This window comes from Streptomyces sp. WG5 (assembly GCF_049974565.1).
GTDB lineage: Bacteria > Actinomycetota > Actinomycetes > Streptomycetales > Streptomycetaceae > Streptomyces.
Map to the genome: position 1 here is coordinate 93,317 of NZ_JBNGGC010000016.1, position 15,233 is coordinate 108,549.

General features: G+C 72.1%; 13 protein-coding genes. 3 read left to right on the forward strand and 10 right to left on the reverse strand.

Annotated elements, in window-relative coordinates:
* The 6 genes from ACP4IX_RS18855 to ACP4IX_RS18880 are packed head-to-tail and all read right to left on the reverse strand — an operon-like array spanning position 1 to position 6,922.
* On the reverse strand, positions 1–1,185 hold the full coding sequence (locus ACP4IX_RS18855; RefSeq protein ID WP_426556169.1) for an acyl-CoA dehydrogenase family protein: 1,185 nt from the start codon (positions 1,183–1,185) through the stop codon (positions 1–3).
* Between the two features lie 8 nt (positions 1,186–1,193).
* On the reverse strand, positions 1,194–2,246 hold the full coding sequence (gene dmpG, locus ACP4IX_RS18860; protein ID WP_426556170.1) for a 4-hydroxy-2-oxovalerate aldolase: 1,053 nt from the start codon (positions 2,244–2,246) through the stop codon (positions 1,194–1,196).
* A 28-nt stretch (positions 2,247–2,274) separates the two neighbouring features.
* On the reverse strand, positions 2,275–3,198 hold the full coding sequence (locus ACP4IX_RS18865) for an acetaldehyde dehydrogenase (acetylating) (protein WP_426556171.1): 924 nt from the start codon (positions 3,196–3,198) through the stop codon (positions 2,275–2,277).
* Positions 3,199–3,231: 33 nt separating this feature from the next.
* Positions 3,232–4,272 (reverse strand): 2Fe-2S iron-sulfur cluster-binding protein, encoded by a 1,041-nt coding sequence (locus ACP4IX_RS18870; RefSeq protein ID WP_426556172.1) that lies wholly within the window; start codon positions 4,270–4,272, stop codon positions 3,232–3,234.
* Positions 4,269–5,978: an FAD-binding protein gene (locus tag ACP4IX_RS18875; RefSeq protein ID WP_426556173.1), complete on the reverse strand. Its 1,710-nt coding sequence runs from the start codon at positions 5,976–5,978 to the stop codon at positions 4,269–4,271. Before ACP4IX_RS18875 ends, ACP4IX_RS18870 begins: the two co-directional genes overlap by 4 nt.
* A complete protein-coding gene (locus tag ACP4IX_RS18880; protein ID WP_426556174.1) occupies positions 5,975–6,922 on the reverse strand; it encodes an alpha/beta fold hydrolase in 948 nt (315 codons plus the stop codon). The genes ACP4IX_RS18875 and ACP4IX_RS18880 overlap by 4 nt, the downstream gene beginning before the upstream one ends.
* Before the next feature lie 237 nt (positions 6,923–7,159).
* Between ACP4IX_RS18880 and ACP4IX_RS18885 the strand changes: the two genes are divergently transcribed.
* Positions 7,160–7,756: a flavin reductase family protein gene (locus ACP4IX_RS18885; RefSeq protein WP_426556175.1), complete on the forward strand. Its 597-nt coding sequence runs from the start codon at positions 7,160–7,162 to the stop codon at positions 7,754–7,756.
* A 141-nt stretch (positions 7,757–7,897) separates the two neighbouring features.
* Here the strand turns inward: ACP4IX_RS18885 and ACP4IX_RS18890 are convergent, their stop codons facing one another.
* Positions 7,898–8,791, reverse strand: coding sequence for an IclR family transcriptional regulator (locus ACP4IX_RS18890; protein WP_426556176.1), 894 nt, complete (start codon positions 8,789–8,791; stop codon positions 7,898–7,900).
* A gap of 283 nt (positions 8,792–9,074) precedes the next feature.
* Positions 9,075–10,538, reverse strand: coding sequence for an MFS transporter (locus tag ACP4IX_RS18895; protein WP_426556177.1), 1,464 nt, complete (start codon positions 10,536–10,538; stop codon positions 9,075–9,077).
* Between the two features lie 198 nt (positions 10,539–10,736).
* Between ACP4IX_RS18895 and ACP4IX_RS18900 the strand changes: the two genes are divergently transcribed.
* Positions 10,737–11,177 (forward strand): MarR family winged helix-turn-helix transcriptional regulator, encoded by a 441-nt coding sequence (locus ACP4IX_RS18900; RefSeq protein WP_426521752.1) that lies wholly within the window; start codon positions 10,737–10,739, stop codon positions 11,175–11,177.
* A 150-nt stretch (positions 11,178–11,327) separates the two neighbouring features.
* On the opposite strand, the gene ACP4IX_RS18905 is transcribed toward ACP4IX_RS18900, so the two are convergent.
* The gene (locus ACP4IX_RS18905) at positions 11,328–13,136 is read right to left on the reverse strand and encodes a flavin-containing monooxygenase (RefSeq protein ID WP_426556178.1); all 1,809 of its coding nucleotides are present in this window, start codon (positions 13,134–13,136) and stop codon (positions 11,328–11,330) included.
* 172 nt (positions 13,137–13,308) lie between these two features.
* On the opposite strand from ACP4IX_RS18905, the gene ACP4IX_RS18910 reads away from it, so the two are divergent.
* Positions 13,309–14,331 carry an SMP-30/gluconolactonase/LRE family protein gene (locus ACP4IX_RS18910; protein WP_426556179.1) on the forward strand — a complete coding sequence of 341 codons (1,023 nt, stop codon included), beginning with the start codon at positions 13,309–13,311 and terminating at the stop codon, positions 14,329–14,331.
* A gap of 90 nt (positions 14,332–14,421) precedes the next feature.
* Here ACP4IX_RS18910 and ACP4IX_RS18915 read toward each other — a convergent pair whose 3' ends face one another.
* Positions 14,422–15,015, reverse strand: coding sequence for a TetR family transcriptional regulator (locus ACP4IX_RS18915; protein WP_426556180.1), 594 nt, complete (start codon positions 15,013–15,015; stop codon positions 14,422–14,424).
* Positions 15,016–15,233: the final 218 nt, after the last annotated feature.

The window sequence follows — 15,233 nt, forward strand, 5'->3', positions numbered from 1 at the left end:
TCAGATCATCGAACGCATCGGTCCCTGCGGCGGCTCGACGCCGATCTCCGTCAGGGCCGAGGCGTGGAAGACGGAGCCCGGCACGTGGATGGCGTGCGCGAGGCCCGTGTGCACGTCGCGCCAGAAGCGCTGGATCGGGTTGTCCAGGCGCATCGCGTTGCCGCCGGAGCGGGCGACGATCTCGTCGACCGCGCGGACCGCCCGCCAGGCGGCGGCGGCCTGGGTGCGCCGGCCGACCGCCCGCCGCTCGAAGGTGATCTCCCGACCGGCGGCGACCATGTCGTACATCTGGCAGACGTTGTCCAGCAGCGCGGAGCGGGAGGCCGCGATCTCGGCCGCCGCGTCACCGACGGCGTAGAGGACGTACGGGTCGTCCCGTACGGCCTGGCCGGTGATCTGTACGCGGTCGCGCTGGTAGGCGAGGTGGTGTGCGAGGGCGCCCTCGCACATGCCGATCACGGCGGAGGTGATGCCGAGCGGGAAGGCGGCGGAGAACGGCAGCCGGTAGGCGGGGTTGGTCAGCCCGGACTCGGCGGCCAGGGAGCCGTCCACGACCTTCGCGTACTCGATGACCCGGTGGGCGGGCACGAAGGCGTCCTCGACGACGACGTCCTTGCTGCCGGTGCCGCGCAGACCGACGACGTCCCAGGAGTCCTCGACGATCGTGTAGTCGGCGCGCGGCAGGATGACGTGCACCGACTGAGGGGGGCTCAGCCGGTCGCCGTCGGGGTCGGTGAGGAAGCCGCCGAGGAAGATCCACGCGCAGTGGTCGGTGCCGGAGGAGAACTGCCAGCGGCCGTTGAAGACGTAGCCGCCGTCGACGGGGCGCAGCAGGCCCATCGGCGCGTACGGGGAGGCGATCCAGGTGTCGGGGTCCTCGCCCCAGACCTCCTCCTGCACGCGTGGGTCGGCCATCGCCATCTCCCACGGGTGGACGCCGACGACGCCCGCGACCCAGCCGGTGGCGCCGTCGCAGGCGGCGATCCGCATCACCGTCTCGGCGAACTCGCGCGGGTGCAGTTCGAGACCGCCGTGGGTCTTCGGCTGGAGCATGCGGATGGCGCCGACGTCCCGCATGATCTTGACGGCCTGGTCGTCGAGCCTGCCGAGCGCTTCGTTGGCGGGGCCGAGCGCGCTGATCTCGTCGGCGCGCGCCTCGACGGCCGCGAGTACGGGATTGGACATGGCCCTTCTCACTTTCCCGGGGAGGTCTGTGCGGTGGTGTGGCCCTTCTCGGCCAGGGCGACCGCGATCTCGATGAGCTGGTCCTCCTGGCCGCCGACGAGCTTGCGACGGCCCGCCTCCAGCAGGATCTCGGCGCCGGACACCCGGTACGTGCCGGCCTGGCGGGCGGCGTGCTTCAGGAAACTGGAGTAGACACCGGCGTAACCCATGGTCAGCGACATGCGGTCGAGCAGGCACTCGCCGTCCATGACGGGCCGCACCACGTCCTCCGCCGCGTCGATGATCTTCAGTACGTCGATGCCGGTGCGGATGCCCAGGCGTTCGGCGACCGCGGCGAACGCCTCCACGGGGGTGTTGCCGGCGCCCGCGCCGAACCGACGGGTCGATCCGTCGATCTGCGTGGCGCCGGCGCGCACGGCGAGCACCGAGTTGGCGACGCCGAGACCCAGGTTCTCGTGGCCGTGGAAGCCCACCTGGGCGTCGTCGCCGAGTTCCGCGACCAGGGCGGCGACGCGGTCGCCGGCCTCCTCCATGACGAGGGCGCCGGCGGAGTCGACGACGTAGACGCACTGGCAGCCGGCGTCGGCCATGATCCGGGCCTGCCGGGCCAGTTCCTCGGGCGGCCGGCTGTGCGACATCATCAGGAACCCGACGGTCTCCAGGCCCAGTTCGCGGGCGAGGCCGAAGTGCTGGACGGCGATGTCGGCCTCGGTGCAGTGGGTGGCGATGCGGCAGATCGAGGCGCCGTGGTCGGCGGCCTCGCGGATGTCGTCCTGGAGGCCGAGGCCGGGCAGCATCAGGAAGGCGATCCTCGCCCGCCGGGCGGTCTTCACGGCCGCCTTGATGAGTTCCTGCTCGGGGGTGTGGCTGAAGCCGTAGTTGAAGGAGGACCCGCCGAGGCCGTCCCCGTGCGTGACCTCGATGACCGGCACGCCCGCGTCGTCGAGGGCGGCCACGATCGAGGTGACGTGGTCGACGGTGAACTGGTGCTGCTTGGCGTGCGATCCGTCCCTGAGGGACGAGTCGGTGACGCGGATGTCCAGGTCGGTGCTGTAGGGCATGGCTCGTGTACTCCTCGGTGAGCGGGTCTCAGGCGCCGGCGCGGCGGGCGGTGATCCGCTGGGCGAAGCCCTCGCCGACCCGGGTGGCGGCGGCGGTCATGATGTCGAGGTTTCCGGAGTACGGCGGCAGGAAGTCGCCCGCGCCCTCCACCTCGATGAACACCGCCACGCGCGCGAGTCCACCGCTGACCGCGGTCGGCTCGTCGAACTGCGGCTCGGTGCGCAGCCGGTAGCCGGGCACGTACGAGGCGACGCGGGCGACGGTGTCGTGGACCGACGCGGTGACGGCGGCGCGGTCGGCGTCCGCGGGGATGGCGCAGAAGACGGTGTCCCGCATGAGCATCGGCGGCTCGGCCGGGTTGAGGATGATGATGGCCTTGCCCTTGGCGGCGCCCCCGATGGTCTCGATGCCCCGGCCGGTGGTGAGGGTGAACTCGTCGATGTTGGCGCGGGTGCCCGGCCCGGCGGACGGTGAGGCGACACTGGCGACGATCTCCGCGTAGGAGACGTCGGTGACCTTGGAGACGGCGTGCACGATCGGGATGGTGGCCTGTCCGCCGCAGGTGATGAGGGAGACGTTCGGCGCGTCGAGGTGGTCGCCGAGGTTGACGGCGGGCACGACGGCGGGGCCGAGGGCGGCCGGGGTCAGGTCGATGGCCTGGATGCCGAGTTCCGCGTACTTGGGCGCGTTGGCCCGGTGCACGTGGGCGGAGGTGGCCTCGAAGACCAGGTCCGGCCGCTCGGGCCCGGCCAGCAGGGCGTCCACGCCGTCGGCGCTGGTGTGCAGACCGTTGTCGGCGGCGCGCTCGAGGCCGGGACTCTGCGCGTCGATGCCGATCATCCAGCGCGGTTCGATGGCCCCGGAGCGCAGGAGCTTGTACATCAGGTCGGTGCCGATGTTGCCGGAGCCGACGATCGCGGCGGTCGCCTTGGTCACTGTTTCGAACCTCATCCGAATCGAGTAAGGGGCGGGGGGACGGGGCGGTCAGCCGTCGTAGGTGACCTTCAGCCGGTCGCTGACCGGGCGCGCCTGGCAGGCGAGGACGAGTCCGTCGGCGAGGTCCTGGGCGTCGAGGACCTCGTTGCGCTCCATGACCACCTCGCCCTCCACGAGGACACAGGCACAGGCGCTGCAGGCGCCCTCCCGGCAGGAGTAGGGCGCGTCGAGCCCGGCCTGGAGCAGCACGTCGAGGAGGGGTTCGCCCCGCGGCCAGTCGACGGTGCGGCGGACGCCGTCCAGCTCCACCTCGGCCGTGCTGACGGGACCGGCGGTGTCCGGTTCGCACGCGCTGTCCTCCGGCCGGGCGAACGGGTCGCCGGTCAGCGAGGTGAACCGCTCGACCGTGACGCGGTGCGGGGGCACGCCCAGGTCGGTGAGGGCGCCCGTGGCCAGGTCCATGAAGGGGCCGGGCCCGCAGACGAAGGCGGGTCGGCCGGCGTACGGCCCGGCGAGCGCGCGCAGACCGGATGCGGTGGGCCGGCCCTGGACGGACTCCAGCCAGTGCAGCACGGTGAGCCGCTCCCCGTACTCCCGTGCCAGCGCGGTCAGTTCGTCGCGGAAGATCACGGACCGCTCGTCGCGGTTGGCGTAGACGAGGGTGACCGCGCCGTTCCCGGCGTGCAGGGCGGAGGTGAGGATCGACATCACGGGGGTGATGCCGCTCCCGGCGGCGAGCAGCAGGAAGTCGCCGTCGAGCGAGTCGGGGGTGAAGGTGCCGGCGGGCCGCAGCACCTGGAGGGTGTCGCCCTCGGTGACGTGGTCGCAGATCCAGTGGGAGGCGTAGCCTCCGGCGGTGCGCTTGACGGTGACCTTCAGCAGCTCGTCGCGCACCGGGGAGCTGCACAGCGAGTAGCAGCGGGCGGCGCCGCCGGGGCGCTCCGTGGGCACCCGGACGGTGAGGAACTGGCCCGGCAGGTAGGTGAACCGCTCCCGGTCCTCCTCTGCGGGCTCCAGGACCAGCGAGTGCGCGTCGGCCGTCTCGCGGATCACCTTGACCACGCGTACGGTCAGCGGGCCGGGGATCATGGCGCGTCGCCGGCGACGACGGACTCGGTGCGGGCGGCGGCCGCGTGCCGGGCGGCGATGTAGCCGAACACGATGGACGGGCCGATGGTGGCGCCCGGTCCCGCGTACTCGTTCGCCATGACGGACGCCGAGGTGTTGCCCGTGGCGTACAGCCCGCCGATGGCCGAACCGTCCTCGCGCAGGACGCGGCTGTGCTCGTCGCAGACGAGGCCGCCCTTGGTTCCGAGGTCACCGACCTCGATGCGGACGGCGTAGTAGGGGGCCTTGTCGATCTCGTCGAGGTTGGGGTTCTTCAGGGTGGGGTCGCCGTAGTAGCGGTCGTAGGCGCTGTCGCCGCGCCCGAAGTCGGTGTCCCTGCCGGCGCGGGCGAAGCCGTTGAAGCGGGCCACGGTGTCGGCCAGCGCGTCGCGCGGAACGCCGATCCTGCCCGCGAGTTCCTCGATGCTGTCCGCCCGGTGCACGGTGCCGTTGTCGTAGAACGCCCTGGGGAACGGCAGGCCGGGCAGGACCTGGGCGAAGGGGTAGCGGGCGCGGGCCTTGGCGTCCATCACGAACCAGGCGGGGACGTGCCCGCCGGCGAGCTGGTCGTGGACGAAGTTGACGTACGGGGACGACTCGTTGGTGAAGCGCCTGCCGTCCGCGGAGACGATCACCGACGGCGGGATGCACCGCTCGGAGACCAGGGGGATCGTCGCCCCGGAGGGGTGGTGCACGGACGGCATCCACCAGGCGTCGTCCATGAAGTCGAGGGCGGCGCCGAGCGCCTGTCCGGCCGTGATGCCGTCGCCGACGTTCTCGACGGCTCCGGCGCTGTGGTTGTCCCGGCCGCCCTCGGGCAGGTACTTCTCGCGCATCTCCCGGTTGTGGTCGAAGCCGCCGGTGGCGAGGAGCACACCGTGCCGGGCGCCGACGCGTACGGTGCGGCCGTCCCGGGTGACGACGACGCCGGTGACCTTTCCGCCGTCGTCGACGACGAGCCCGGTCATCGGGCTGCGCAGCCACACCGGTACGCCCGCGTCCTTCAGCGCCATGCGCATGCGGGCCACCAGGGCCCGGCCGCCGGTGGCCATGTGGCGGCGGCGGACCACGTTGGACGAGACCCGCCAGGCCGCGACGACCGACGCCCAGCGTCCGCGCCAGGTCCGCTTGACCATGGCGAGGTCCCGGTAGTCCTTGGCGGTGATCCACAGGCCGAGCGGGCCCTTGAGACTGTTGGGCCGCTGGTACTTCTCGTCCGCGCCGAGCTTGCGGGTGTCGAAGGGCAGCGCCTCCACGGACCGGCCGAGCGGGCGCCCGCCCTCGTACTCGGGGTGGTAGTCGGCGTATCCCCTGACCCAGAAGAAGCGCATCCAGCGGCTTTGCCCGAGCAGTTCCATGGCGGCCGGTCCCTGGTCGACGTACGCGTCGAGCCGGGCGTCCGGGACCCTGCCCTCGGTGAGCCGGTCCAGGTAGCGGCGGACGGATTCCCGGCTGTCGTCGTGGCCCCTGGCGCGCAGGGTGGGGTTGTTGGGGATCCAGATGCCGCCGCCGGAGATGCCGGTCGTGCCGCCGTACATCTTCCCCTTCTCGACCACGACGGCGGCCAGGCCGCTGTCGGCCGCGGTCAGCGCGGCGGCCATGCCACCGCCGCCGCTGCCGACCACGACGAAGTCGAACTCCTCGTCCCAGGCCTCCCCGGCCCCGGCTCGCCGGGCGCCGGCGCTCACGCCGCGTCCTTGCGGGTGAGGAAGGCGAGGACCGCGCTCTCCCAGGCGGCCTTCTGCTCGATCATCACCCAGTGCCCGCAGTCGGGGAAGACGTGGAGTTCCGCGTCCGGGATGGTGCGCATCGGCAGGATCGCCATGTCGACCGGGCTGACCCGGTCGTCGCGGCCCCAGGTGAGGAGCGTCTTCGCCCTCAGCCGGTGCAGCATCGCCCAGTACGGGGCCTCGGTGGAGGCGGCCGCGGTGGCGGCCCGGGCGGCGAACGCCTCACTGCCGTACATCAGGCGGGCGCCGGCGAGCGTCTCCGGGTCGGTGGCCTGCGCCCACCGCTCCTCGACGAGCTCGTCGGTCACCAGCGACCGGTCGTACACCATGGAGTCGAGCCAGCGCACCAGACCCTCCCGGGAGGGCCGGTCGGTGAACTCGGTGAGCAGGTTGATGCCTTCGCCGGGCCCGGGGCTGAACAGGTTCCGGCCGATGCCGCCGATCGTCACGAGACGGCGCACCCGGTCGGGGTGGTCGAGCGCGAACCGGGTGCCGACGATGCCCCCCATCGAATTGCCTATGACGTCGACCTGCTGGAGTCCGAGCCCGTCCAGGAACCGGGTCACGGACGAGGCCGCCGTCGCCATGGGGTGCCCGTCGACGGGATCGCTGACCCCGAACCCCGGGAACTCCAGGACCAGACAGCGGAAGTGCTCGGCGAACGCGGCCAGGTTCCCCCGGTAGTTGCGCCAGCCGGTGACTCCGGGCCCCGAACCGTGCAACAGCAGCAGGGGCGGGCCGTCGCCGGCCTCGTGATAGCGCAACACGCCCTGGTCGGTCGCGAGTTCGCGCAGTGTGGAGTCGTGACTCAGCTCCGTCATCATCCCTGCCCTCGGTTGACCTCGGTGGTCGGTGGTCCTGGTGGCCGGCTCCTCCGGGTGGTCCCGGTTGCGGGCGGCCACGGGTGCCGTGTGATCGGTTCCTGGACGGTAGTCACGGCCCGCGGGGCCGGGCGGTGGGCGTCTCGGTCAGCGGGACGCGTGCGGCGACGGGAGTGCCGGCGCGGTCCGCGGGAGCGAGTCCGAGGGCGGTTCCACTCATCGGGAACGGGCACCCGGCCCGGCCTGCCGTTGACCTAGCTTCGGCCTCCTGCCCGCTCCCGGGCACCTCACCGCACCGTCCCCCTCGAGGTGAAACCGATGACCGCAGAGTCCCGGTCCCAGTCCCTGTCCCCGCCCGAGACCGACGAGGGGACCGTGCCGACACCCCAGCGGATGCGGCACGCCATGGGGACCTTCGCGTCCGGGGTGACCGTGGTGACGGGGACCGGCTGGGACGGCGCTCCGGTCGGTTTCGCCTGCCAGTCCTTCGCGTCCGTCTCCCTCGAACCGGCCCTGGTCCTGTTCTGCGCCGATCACCGGGGGCGCGCATGGCCGAAAATCAGGGAGTCGGGGCGGTTCACCGTGAACATCCTGGCCGCGGAACAGACGGACATGTGCGCCCGGTTCGGGTCGAGCAAGGGCCTCAAGTACGAGGGCCTGCGCTGGGAGCTGTCCCGTTGGGGAACTCCGTCCCTGCCCGGCGTCCTGACCCGGGTGCACGCCGACGTCCACGACGTGCACGCAGCGGGCGACCACGATGTGGTGGTGGGCCGGGTGCTCGCCCTGGAGCCCGTGGCCGACCGGGAACCGATGCTCTTCTTCCGCGGCGGCTTCGGCGTCGGCAGCCCGGCGACCGCCGTCACGGCTCCCGACGTGTGGGGATGGGGCGACCACTGGGGCGGTCGCTGGGGGTGACCGGGGTCCCGGCGGCCGGCTCCGGCCGGGGTCCGCAGGATGCCCCGGCGACCGGACGCGGCGAGCCCCGGCCAGGGCCCGCGGGATGATCCTGCGGCGCCGTCCGCCGCGCCCGCCGCGGGCCGCCCCGCGAGGTGCGGTCTACTGCCAGTCGCCGTACTGTCCGGTGGCGAGCAGGCGGTCCATGGCCTGCGGAGACCACGTCTCCTCCGGCACGGCCGCGGCACGGTGCTCCCCCCTGACCGGTGTCTCCGGACAGGGGAACAACTCCCGGGAAACCTGCCGTGCCGCGTCCACCACCAGAGGGGCGGCCTTCTCCAGCGGGGCCCACGCGTCACCCGCCAGGGAGATCGCGGCAACCGGTCCCTCGGAGCCGCGGACCGCCGTGGCGACGCACGCGATGCCGGGGAAACACTCGCCGCGCTCGAAGGCGAGGCCGTGCCGGCGCCTGATGCGATGGAGCTCCTGGTGCAGGGTGCCGATGTCGCAGATGGTGTGCTGGGTCAGGCGGCCGATGGACTCGCCCGCCCTCGCCTCGACGTCCTCCGGCTCGAGCCAGGCCAGCATGGCCTTCCCGAGCGCCGTCGAATGCGCCGGCGCCCGGCCACCGACGCGTGACGGGACCGTCGCGGCGAACCGGCCTCCGACCTTGTCGAGGTAGTAGACCTCCGCGCCGTCCAGGACCGCCAGGTGAACGACGAGGCCGGTCCTGATCTGCAGATGATGCAGCCGGGCGGCAGCGGCCTCGCGGATCCTGCTGTGGGCCCCGTCTCCCCCGCCGAACCCGAGCGCGCGGCGCCCGAGTCCGTAGCCCAGACCGGTGTGTTCGAGCCAGCGCAGCCGCACCAGCTGGTCGAGTATCCGGTGCGCCGTCGACCTGGGCAGCCGGGTGCACCGGGCCACCTCCTCCAGGGACAGCCGGGCCGTGCGGCCTTCGAACAGGTCCATGATGAGCGTCACCCGCTCGACCATCGATGGCGGCAACTCTCGACGGGCCGGCGCGTGGGCGGTGGGAAGGCCATCGACAACCGTCATGGGAGCCTCCAGTCACAGACTGAAATGAATTCTCGTTTTCCGGAATGTAACAGCGCTCCGGAACCTGGAGAAGACATGCGCGCCGGCTCTTTCCGAGCGGACCGCCGCGCCGCGCGCATCGCCGCCCGCCCGGAAGCACCCGGCCGAGCGACCCGCGGCGCAGAGCGGCGCCCGGTGCGCCCGGCCCGGCACGCGGGTGTGCTCGCGGGGGCCGGTCGGGGGGTGCCGCTCCTGGCCGGCGCGTCCTTGGAGCCACGCGGTCCGCCGGCCGGGCGCCGACGGCTCAGGCGCGGATCGGCGCCTGCTCGCCCGGCGCCTCGGCCGGGGCCTTGTCGGCCGCCGAGTCACCGGTACCGGTACGCACGGCGGGGATCAGCAGCGCGACGGCGGCCGCCACCACGGCCACACCGCAGCCGATCAGCAGCCCGGTACGGAAACCGTCCTCGGAGGCGAGGGTGTGACCGCCCATGGTGACGGTCATCTGCGCCAGGACGACGCCGATCACCGCCGACCCGATGGTCGTGCCGAGTGAGCGCATCAGAGTGTTGAAGCCGTTGGCCGCGGCCGTCTCGGAGACCGGGACAGCGCTCATGATCAGGGCGGGCATCGCGCCGTAGGCGAGGCCGACGCCGCTGTTGATGACGATGCCGACGATCATCAGGCCCCAGGCGGTCCCCATGAGCGGCAGTGCGATGCCGTACCCCACGGCGATGACCAGCGCGCCGCAGATGAGGGCGAACTTGGGCCCCCGGGCATTGATCAGCTTTCCGCCGAGCGGGGAGACGATCATCATCATCACACCGCCGGGCGCGAGGTACAGGCCGGCGGCCAGCATCGACTGACCGAGACCGTAGCCGGTGGCCTCGGGGAACTGGAGGAGCTGCGGCGCGATCAGCATGAACGCGTACATGCCGACGCCGATCAGAACGGACGAGGCGTTGGTGAACAGGACGCGGGGGCGGGCCGTGGTGCGCAGGTCGACCAGGGGGTCGCGGGTGCGCAGCTCGTAGAAGCCCCAGACGGCGAGGGCGACGACGGCCAGGGCGAGCAGGCCCAGGGTGGCGCCGGACGTCCAGCCCCAGTCGCCGCCCTTGGAGATCGCCAGCAGCAGCGAGACCAGGCCGACGGCGAGGCCGACGGCGCCGGGGGCGTCGAAGCGCTGCCCCTTCGCACCGGCCGGCACGTCCGGAACGAAGACGAAGATCAGAGTGCCGATCAGCAGGGCGAGCACGGCCGCCCCCCAGAACAGCACACGCCAGTCCGCGTACTGCGCCACGGCCGCCGCCAGCGGCAGGCCGATCGCGCCGCCGATGCCCATGGAGGCGCTGACCAGGGCGATGGAGCCGCTCAGCTTCTCCTGCGGAACGACATCGCGCAGCAGCGCGATACCCAGGGGGACCATGCCCATGCCCATGCCCTGCAGACCGCGGCCCACGATCATCGGCACGACGGACGAGGCAAGCGCGCAGACCACCGAGCCGATCACCAGCGGGACGGCGCAGACGAGCAGCATCCGCCGCTTGCCCAGCAGGTCGCCGAGGCGTCCCGAGACAGGGACGCAGACGCCTGCCACGAGCAGCGTGACCGTGACCACCCAGGCCGCGTTCGAGGGCGTGGTGTCCAGGATCTGCGGCAGCTCCGCGATGAGCGGGGTGACCAGGGTCTGCATGATCGCGGCCACGGTGCCCGCCAGCGCGAGCGTGGCGACGACAGCGCCTGGGCGAGTGGTCGGCTGGGGGCCGTCCATGGTGGTGCTCCTCTACGAGAGTCAATGAGAACCGGCGCCTCGAACAGGCGCCTCATGCATCATACATACCTTGTGTATCTAGCACATGCCATGCGGGCTGCATATGATGGACCGAGTGAGCTCGAAGGAGTCGCACCGCAGAGAAGAGGGCACGTGAACACGGCGGACAGGGCCACGGATCAGGTCGAGTTCGAGCAGATGCTGCTGGGCCGGTACATGCATCTGCACAAGGGCAAGGGGCGTCGCTCCGGCAGCGTCCTGGACCGTAGCGCCTACATCCTGCTCAGCCGCATCCGCACACAGGGCCCGATGTCGATCGGACAGCTGGGTGACGCCTTCGGGCTGGACGCGTCCACCCTCAACCGGCAGACCGCGGCAGCCATGCGCGCCGGTCTCGTCGAGCGCATCCCCGACCCCGAGGGCGGCATGGCCCGCAAGTTCCGCATCACCGAGGAAGGTGAACGGCGCCTCGACGAGGAACGCACCGGCATTGTCGCCAGCCTCGACCGCATCATGGCCGACTGGCCGGAGGAGGACATCGCGGCCTTCGCCGACTACCTCCGCCGTTTCAACTCCGACATCGAGCGCCTCCACGGAATGCCCTGGCCACGCGCGCACGGAGCGGAACGGAGCGGCTGAGCCGCCTCCCGAGCGCCGCGCCGCTTCGCGGCGCGCGCAGGCATCACCGAAGGCGTCGATGCCCCGCCCGGAGGCCGGCCCCGGCGCGGGGAGCGGGAGTCGCATGCCCCGGAAGGCGAGCGACACCCGTCGGCCTTCCGGGCCGCCCCCTCAGTCGCGAGCGGCGGTCCTGGCGCGGAGGGCCTCGCCCAGGGACTCGTCCCGCCAGCGCTTCAGCAGCTCGTGGAAGTCGGCAGCGCCGTGCGGGTAGGAGGTCGGGCCGTTGGGCCGGCCGCGCCCTTCGGCGTTGTAGTAGCCGGGGGTGCACTCCGCGTGGAACCACTCGTGGTCGGGGGCGTCCTGGGCGCATACGGCGGTCCAGGCGTCCTCGGCCTCGCGGGACGGTTCGATGACCGCGCCCTCGGCTTCCGCACCGGCGACGAGCGCCGCGGCGTGGACGGCGTGTTCGTCCAGGACATGGGTGTAGTTGACGCTGCTGGCGCTCTGTGCCCCGCCCAGCTGGATGAGGTTCGGGAAACCGTTGCTGGTGAAACCGTGCAGCGTGCGCGGGCCCCGCTGCCGCCACGCGTCCTGGAGGTGGACGCCGTCCCTGCCGCGGACGGGCAGCCTGCCCGAGTGGACGCCGGAGACGCCGACCGAGAACCCGGTGGCGAAGATCAGGCAGTCGAGTGCGTACTCGGTGTCGCCGACCACGACGCCGCGCTCGGTCATCCGCTCGATGCCGTGGGTGTCGGCGGTGTCGACGAGGGTGACGTTGTCCCGGTTGAACGCCTGGAGGTACAGGTCGGAGAAGGTCGGGCGCTTGCAGGCGTACCGGTACCAGGGCTTGAGCTTCTCCGCCGTGTCCGGGTCGGTGACGACCTGGTCGACGCGGTGGCGGATCTCGTTCATCTTGGCGGCGTCCATGGCCTCGTAGGCCGCTTCGAACGCCTCCCGGTCGCCCTGGCGGCGGAAGCTCGGCAGGAGCTTCTCCAGCAGGCCCGCCGACGAGGTCCAGCCGTCCCCCACCAGGTCCTCGTCGACCGGTTCGCCCGAGACGAGGCCCAGGAAGTTGTCACGGCGTGCGCCCGCCCAGCCCGGGCGGCCGGCGCCCACGTCCCGAGCGGTGGTGCGGCGGTTGTCGCGCACGTCCACCGTGGAGGGGGTGCGCTGGAAGACGTAGAGGTGCCCGGCGTCCTCGGCGAGCTTCGGGACGACCTGGACGCCGGTGGCGCCGGTGCCCACCACGCCCACGCGCTTGTCCGCGAGGCCGGTCAGGCCGCCGTCCGGGGTACCGCCGGTGTAGCCGTAGTCCCAGCGTGACGTGTGGAAGGTGTGGCCCCGGTACGTCTCGATGCCGGGGATGCCGGGCAGCTTCAGCTCGGAGAGGGTGCCGGTGGCCGTGACGACGTAGGTGGCCCGGAACCTGTCGCCCCGGTCCGTCGCGACGATCCACGTCTCGGTGGTCTCGTCCCAGGTCAGTGAGGTGACCGCCGTGGAGAACAGCGCGTCGGCGTAGAGGTCGAACTTCTCGGCGATCCGCACCGCGTGCCGGCGGATCTCCTCGCCCGGGGCGTACTTCCACTCCGGTACGTACCCGGTCTCGTCGAGCAGCGGCAGGTACACGTGCGACTCGATGTCGCAGTGGATCCCCGGGTACCGGTTCCAGTACCAGGTCCCGCCGAAGTCACCGCCCTTCTCCATGACGCGGACCCGCTCGACACCCCGCTGACGCAGCCGCGCCCCCGCCAGGATGCCGCCGAATCCGCCGCCGACGACCACGACGTCCACCCGGTCCCGCACCGGTTCGCGCTCGGTGGCCTCTCCTGCGTACGGGTCGGCGGCGTAGTAACCGAACTCGGCGTCGGCGCCGAGGTACTGCCGTACGCCGTCGGGTCGCACACGGCGCTCCCGTTCGATCCGGTAACGCTCCCGCAGTTCGGCGAGTGCCTCGTCGGAGAGCGCCTGTGAATGTTCCATGTGGGGGACCTCGTTCCTTCCGGTTCGCTGCCGGGGAAGCACCTCGTCCATGAACGCGGCACGGAGTCGCAGGACTTGAGCAGCCATGCACTACCGTAACAACAACCGGACACTACTGTCCGGTTGCCTCGTGGTTGCTTCCGCATACTTTCGGACAGGAAGAGTGATTCGCATGCGACGACTCCCGATCCGGCCTCTCACCGTGCTCACCGCGATCGGCCTGCTGGCCCTCGCGGGCTGCGGTACGCAGACGAGCGGGTCCACGACGGACCCGGGTGGCGCCCGTGCGGACCGGACCATCCGCGCGCAGCAGGTCATGCGGCTGACGCAGGTGCACCAGCAGACCGGGATGACCCTGCTGGAGGGTCCGGTCTTCGACGAGGACGGCAGGCTGCTCGTCGTCGACGTCACCGCGCCGGCCGGCGAGCCGAAGGTGCTGCGCGTCGACGTCCGGAAAAAGACCTCCGAGCAGGTGCACACCGACGACCGCGGCGCCTACACCTCGGCCCAGTTCAGCCCGTACGACGGACGGATCTACCTGACCGACTTCTCCCACGGCGACATCGTGAGCCTGGCCCCCGACGGCGGCGATCCGCGGACGTTCTTCTCCGGCGAGGTCGACGGCGCGCGGATGAACCCCGACGACCTCGCCTTCGACCGGGAGGGCAACCTGTACGTCAGCGACTCCCGCGGCCTGTCCGAGGGGGAGGCGAAGGGCCGCGTGGTGCGGATCGACCGCTCGGGGAAGAAGGCCACCGTCCTCGCCGACGGCCTGGCCTCCCCGAACGGCATCTCCTTCGACGCGGACTACCGCGGGCTGTGGTTCAGCGAACTGACGCAGAACCGCATCTCCTACCTGCTCCTCGACGGCGAGGGCGCAGTGGCGTCGCGCCACACCGCCGTCCGGGTCGACGGCGGGGTCGCCCAGACCGACTCGATCGCGGTGGACGCGGACGGCAATCTCTACCAGGGGCTGCACGGCCGGCCCGCGATGGCGGTCTACAGCAAGAACGGCGACCGCCTGGCGACCGTCGAGGTGCCCGCGCGCGCCGCCGAAGGACTCGAATCGGCGACCAACGTCGCCATCGTCCCCGGCGGGAGGAAGGCCTACATGACCGTCAGCGGGCCGGACGGAGGCTACGTGTACACCTTCGACGCGCTGGCGGATGGAGTCCGGCAGTCCAACGGCGGCTGATGCCGCCGCCCGCGCTCGCACCCGCAGGGACGCGCCGGGATTCGCTCCCCGTGGGGACGCGCCGGGATTCGCTCCCCGTGGGGACGCGCCTCACTCCTCGTAGGGGCGCACCGGCCCCACCTCGACACCGAGCAATCGCCACGCCGCCCGTGCCCGGCGTTCCCGGTGCTCGCGGGTGGGGCCGGTGACGGCTCCGGAGACCATGCCGACGGCGATCATCAGGTCGTCCTGCCGCGAGGCGAGCGGATGGCCGGCGGGCAGGAGCCGGCGCAGAGCGCGTTCGACCCGCTGGGACAGCTCCACCGCGTAGGCGGGGGTGCCGGAGTGACTGGCCGCGCCGTCGGCGTGCAGGACTCCGACGAACGCGGTCGACTCCGTCTGGTGCCAGGTCACCACACCGAGCACCTGGGCGAGGTCCGCACCGTCCGACGCGGCCGCCCGCTCGATCTGCCGGACGTTCTCCTCCAGCACCGCCATGGCCAGGGCGGACCGGTCCGGGAAGTGCCGGTAGAGCACGCCCTGACCGACGCCTGCCCGGCGCGCGATCGCGGACAGCGGAGCGTCCAGCCCGTGCTCCGCGTAGATCTCCCGGGCAGCGGCGATGAGGGCGGCCCGGTTGCGGGCGGCGGCCTTCTGGCCACCGCTGGCGGGCCGCCGCTCGTCGGACGTGCGTTGCTGCGTCATTCCGGGAGAATATCGGGCAGGTACTCGGACGGAACCAGGTGGATACCGGTGAAGCAGGCGCGGTCCGGCGCCCGGACCGCGCACGGGGTCAGTGTCAGTCCTCGGAGTGCCGCCTCGGCGTTCCCGCGGTGGCTGGCCGGCTTCTCCGCCGGAGCGACGGATCCGCAACCGCGCCTCTCGGTGCGACCACGGCTCGTGGGCTCAAGAGGGGATCCGCG